This is a genomic window from Pseudomonas sp. SED1 (assembly GCF_034044025.1).
Lineage (GTDB): Bacteria > Pseudomonadota > Gammaproteobacteria > Pseudomonadales > Pseudomonadaceae > Aquipseudomonas.
Map to the genome: position 1 here is coordinate 1 of NZ_JAXCIS010000194.1, position 5,158 is coordinate 5,158.

General features: G+C 58.8%; 5 protein-coding genes. All 5 read right to left on the reverse strand.

Features of this window, described 5'->3' with window-relative positions; all coding sequences use genetic code 11:
* Positions 1-85 precede the first annotated feature (85 nt).
* Positions 86-775, reverse strand: coding sequence for an urea ABC transporter ATP-binding subunit UrtE (gene urtE, locus SNL23_RS25150; protein ID WP_167665449.1), 690 nt, complete (start codon positions 773-775; stop codon positions 86-88).
* A gap of 10 nt (positions 776-785) precedes the next feature.
* On the reverse strand, positions 786-1,544 hold the full coding sequence (urtD, locus tag SNL23_RS25155) for an urea ABC transporter ATP-binding protein UrtD (protein ID WP_318303942.1): 759 nt from the start codon (positions 1,542-1,544) through the stop codon (positions 786-788).
* A complete protein-coding gene (gene urtC, locus SNL23_RS25160; protein ID WP_318303943.1) occupies positions 1,541-2,701 on the reverse strand; it encodes an urea ABC transporter permease subunit UrtC in 1,161 nt (386 codons plus the stop codon). Before urtC ends, urtD begins: the two co-directional genes overlap by 4 nt.
* A gap of 10 nt (positions 2,702-2,711) precedes the next feature.
* Positions 2,712-3,629, reverse strand: coding sequence for an urea ABC transporter permease subunit UrtB (urtB, locus tag SNL23_RS25165; RefSeq protein WP_318303945.1), 918 nt, complete (start codon positions 3,627-3,629; stop codon positions 2,712-2,714).
* 170 nt (positions 3,630-3,799) lie between these two features.
* Positions 3,800-5,008 (reverse strand): urea ABC transporter substrate-binding protein, encoded by a 1,209-nt coding sequence (gene urtA / locus SNL23_RS25170; RefSeq protein WP_017475234.1) that lies wholly within the window; start codon positions 5,006-5,008, stop codon positions 3,800-3,802.
* Between the last annotated feature and the right edge of the window lie 150 nt (positions 5,009-5,158).

Below are 5,158 nucleotides of genomic sequence, written 5' to 3' on the forward strand. Positions count from 1 at the left end.
TCCGGGCGTTTGCCAAAAGTGACCCGCTGTAAGAGCGGAACCATAAGCCGCCGTTACCTAAATAACGGATATTTACTCAACCAAGTCACACCGACAAATACCGACTAATGGTCGCCTCATCCACCCGATCCCGAGTCTCCTCAATCACAAACCTCCCCTTCTCAATCACCAAAAACCGATCAGCAATCTCCAGCGTAAACGACAACACCTGCTCAGAAACAACAATAGTCAAATCCCGCAAATTGCGAATCTCCTTAAGCGTACGAGCAATGTCCTTGATGATCGAAGGCTGAATCCCCTCAGTCGGCTCATCCAACAACAACACCTTAGGATTCGTCGCCAACGCCCGGGCAATCGCCAATTGCTGTTGCTGCCCCCCAGACAAATTCCCACCCTTGCGCGAACGCATGTCATACAACACCGGAAACAGCGCATACAAATCTTCAGGCACCCTGCCCCGTGCCGCCGCCGGCAACCCGGTCTGAATATTCTCCAACACACTCATGCTGGGAAAAATCATCCGCCCCTGCGGCACATAGGCAATCCCCCGCGCCACCCGCTCATGGGTTTCAAGCCCAGACACATCATGCCCATCCACACTCACCTGCCCCTGCCACTGCGGCAGAATCCCCATCAGGCTCTTGAACAGCGTGGTCTTGCCCATCCCGTTACGCCCCATCACCGCGACGATCTCACGCTTCGCCACATCCAGTTCCAGGTCGTGAAGAATCTGGCTCTGCCCGTACCCACACGACAGTTTGTCGATCTTGAACATGCCCGACTCCTCAGTGGCCCAAATACACTTCAATGACTTTCGGATTGCTCTGCACCGACTCCATGCTGCCCTCGGCCAGCACCTTGCCCTGATGCAAAACCGTGACCTTGTGAGCGATGCTCTTGACGAACTCCATGTCATGCTCGATCACCAACACCGAGCGCCCCTGGCTGATGCGCTTGAGCAACTCGGCCGTTTGCGCCCGCTCGTTGACGCTCATCCCGGCCACCGGCTCATCGAGCATCAACAATTCAGGGTCTTGCATCAGCAGCATGCCAATCTCCAGCCACTGCTTTTGCCCGTGGGACAGCAGGTCCGCCTGCTGCTGCAACAAATCACCGAGGAAGATCTCCCGCGCCACTTGCTCGACCCGCGCGACCACCTGGGCATTGCGCTTGAAAAACAGCGCGCCCCAGACCTTGCGTCCGGCCGGATACGACATTTCAAGGTTTTCAAACACCGTAAGATTTTCGTAGATCGACGGGTTCTGGAACTTGCGCCCTACCCCGGCCCGCACGATGTTGTATTCGCGCATTTTGGTCAGTTCCTGGCCGTCGAACTGAATACTGCCGCTGGTGGCGCGGGTCTTGCCGCAGATCAAATCCAGCACCGTGGTTTTGCCGGCACCGTTGGGGCCGATCACCACCCGCACTTCATTGCGGTCGATGTACAGGTTGAGGTTGTCGACCGCCTTGAAGCCGTCGAATGACACGGTCAGCCCTTCAATGGCCAACACGGGCTTTTTCATTTCAAAACCGACGGCGGTCATGGTTGTGTCTCCAGGATCTTGGCTTCAGCCTTGGGCTTGATCTTCGCGGGTTCGGCCTTGACCACCGGCTTGCGCCGCAACAGTCGGGCCAGGGCCTGGCGACCATGGCTGTCCCACAACCCGGCCAAGCCGTTGGGGAAGTACATGACCACCGCAATAAACAACCCGCCCATCAGGTATAGCCACAGCTCGGGGAAGGATTCGGAAAAGTAGGTCTTCCCGTAGTTCACCAGCAACGCGCCATATACCGCGCCCAGCAGCGACATGCGCCCGCCCACCGCCGCGAAGATCACCATTTCGATGGAAGGCACGATCCCCACGAACGACGGCGACATAAAGCCCACCTGCAAGGCAAACATTGCCCCGCCAATCGCCGAGAACGCGGCCGCCACGCAGAACACGAAGATCTTGAAACTGGCCACGTCATACCCGGAAAACCGCACCCGCTCTTCCTTGTCACGCATGGCCATCAACAACCGGCCCAGCTTCGAGGCGAGGATGAAGCGGCCAATGAAGATGCAGCCAAACAGCAGCCCGGCGTTGATGAAATACAGGATCATCTTCGCGCCGTCACCGCGCAGGTCCCAGCCCAGCAGGGTCTTGAGGTCGGTGATGCCGTTGACGCCACCGGTGAGGCCTTGCTGGCCGACGATCAGCACCGTGAGAATCAGCGCAATCGCCTGGGTGACGATGGAGAAATACACATCGCCCACCCGCCGCTTGAACAGCGCCATGCCGATGATGAATGCCAGCAACACCGGCACCGCAATCACCGCGAACAGGGTGAAGGTGAAGCTGTGGAATGGCTGCCACAGCCACGGCAGTTCGGTGATCTGGTTCCAGTCCATAAAGTCCGGAATGCCCGGCGTCGACTGGATCTTGGTGCTGATCGGGTCCGAGGCCTCAAGCTTCAGAAACATCGCCATGCAGTAGCCGCCGACGCCGAAAAACACACCCTGCCCGAGGCTGAGAATCCCGCCATAGCCCCAGCACAGCACCAGGCCCACGGCGACGAACGCGTAGGTCAGGTACTTGCCGACCATGTTCAGGCGAAACGCATCCAGGGTCAGCGGAAACACCACGAGGATCAACACCGCCAGCAGCACGATGCCGATCAGGTTTTGCTGGCCGCCCAGCAGTTTGTCTAGAGCCTTCATCGGTTCGCCTCTACTTGCGCACTTTGATGGAGAACAACCCTTGCGGGCGCAGCATCAGGATCAGGATCACCGACGACAACGTCAGCACCTTGGCCATCGAGCCACTGAGGAAAAACTCCGACAGCGATTGGGTCTGGGCAATCACGAATGCCGAGGCAATGGTGCCAAACAGGCTTTGCGCGCCGCCGAATACGACGACCAGGAAGGTGTCGACGATGTACTGCGAACCGGCAGTTGGCCCGGTGGAGCCAATGGTGGTAAAGGCCGCACCGGCCACGCCCGCCACGCCGCAGCCGAGGGCGAAGGTCATGCGGTCGACCTTGCGTGTATTAATGCCCACGGCGCGGCTCATCAAGCGGTTTTGCACGGTGGCGCGCACTTGCAGGCCCCAGCGCGAGCGGTAGAGCATGACGAAAATCGCCCCGGTCAGCAGCAGGGTCAGGCCCATCATGAACAGGCCGTTGCCCGGGATTTCGATGGCGTCGGTGAGGTTCACCGAACCCATCAGCCAGGCCGGCGGTTCGGCGCTGACTTCACGGGCGCCGAACACCGAGCGGAAGGTTTGCTGCATGACCAGGGACAAACCCCAGGTGGCGAGCAAGGTGTCCAGTGGGCGCTTGTACAAACGGCTGATCATCGCCCATTCCACCAGCCAGCCGACGGCACCGGCGACGAGGAAAGACAGGGCAATGGCAATGAAAAAGTAATACGGCTGAAAGCTCGGCGCGAAGTGCGCGGTGAGGCTGGAACAGACGTAAGTGGTGTAGGCGCCAATGGTCAGGAACTCACCGTGGGCCATGTTGATCACGCCCATCTGGCCGAAGATGATTGCCAGTCCCAATGCCATCAGCAACAGCACGCAGAACACGGACAAGCCGTTGAACCCCTGCATCGCCGCGATGGCTCCAAATTCCGATAGCCATTCCATGATGATGGTCTCCTGAGCGGGAGGTAATGATGAAAACCAAGGTCTGCTTTTGATTTATGTGGGAGCGGGCTTGCTCGCGAATGCAGTGCATCAGTCAATACATCTGTGAATGACACTCCGCTTTCGCGAGCAAGCCCGCTCCCACCTTTAGATCAGCGCCAGATCCAGGCTTATTGGTAGCCTTTCGGGAACGGATTCGGCTCGATCAGATCCGACTCGTAGATCACCTTGAACTGCCCGTTTGGCTGCACTTCACCGATGCGCGACTTGCTCCACAGGTGATGGTTCTCGTGGATCTTCACGTAGCCTTCCGGCGCGTTTTTCAGCTCGATGCCCGGGGAGGCGGCGACGACTTTATCCACGTCGAAACTGCCCGCCTTCTCCACCGCCGCTTTCCACAACCATGGGCCGAGGTAGGCCGCCTGGGTCACGTCACCGATCACCGCGTCCTTGCCGTACTTGGCCTTGAACGCTTCCACGAAGGCTTTGTTGTTCGGGTTGTCGAGGCTCTGGAAGTACTTCATCGAGGCGTAGAAGCCGGCCATATTTTCGCCGCCGATGCCCAGCAGTTCGTCTTCGGTCACCGACAGGGTCAGCAGGGTTTGCTTGGATGAATTCACGCCCGCCGCGTTGAGTTGTTTGTAGAAGGCCACGTTGGAGCCGCCTACCACGGCCGCGAACACCACATCAGGCTTTTTCAGCTTGACCTTGTTGATCAGCGAACCGAACTGGGTGTTGCCCAACGGGTAGTAGTCTTCGCCGACCACGGTGCCGTGCAGGACGTTTTCAATGTGCTTGCGCGCGATCTTCATCGAAGTGCGCGGCCAGATGTAGTCCGAGCCCACCAGATAGAAGGTTTTGGCGCCCTTGGTCTTGGCGATCCAGTCGAGGCTGGCGAGGATTTGCTGAGTCGCTTCCTGCCCGGTGTAGATCACGTTTTTCGACTGTTCCAGGCCTTCATAGAAGGTCGGGTAGTAGAGCAGGCCGTTCTCTTTTTCAAAGATCGGCAGTACGGCTTTACGTGAGGCTGAGGTCCAGCAGCCGAACACCGCCGCCACCTTGTCGTTGACCAGCAGTTTCTTGGCCTTTTCAGCGAAGGTCGGCCAGTCGGACGCGCCGTCTTCCTGGATCACCTTGATCTGCCGCCCGAGGATCCCGCCCGAGGCGTTGATCTGCTCGATGGCCAGGCGTTCGGCCTGGATCGAACCGGTTTCGGAAATCGCCATGGTGCCGGTGGCCGAGTGCAGCTGGCCGACGGTGACTTCGGTAGGCGTCACCGCCAGGCCTTCGTTGTCGGCCATGACGCCATGGCTGAACAGACTCGCCGCCAGCAGTGATAACGCCAACAACGGTTTGGAGCGGATCAATCGTGATTCCATGGGGCGACTCCTCTGCAATGAGGGATTCAGCATGGCGGCAGGTGGCCACGGCGGGTATACGCAGCCTGACGTAACGGCGTACGTCATTTGACGTATGCCGTTGCGCACCATTTTCGAGCAGGATCGCGCCCTTCACAAACTGTGGAGATC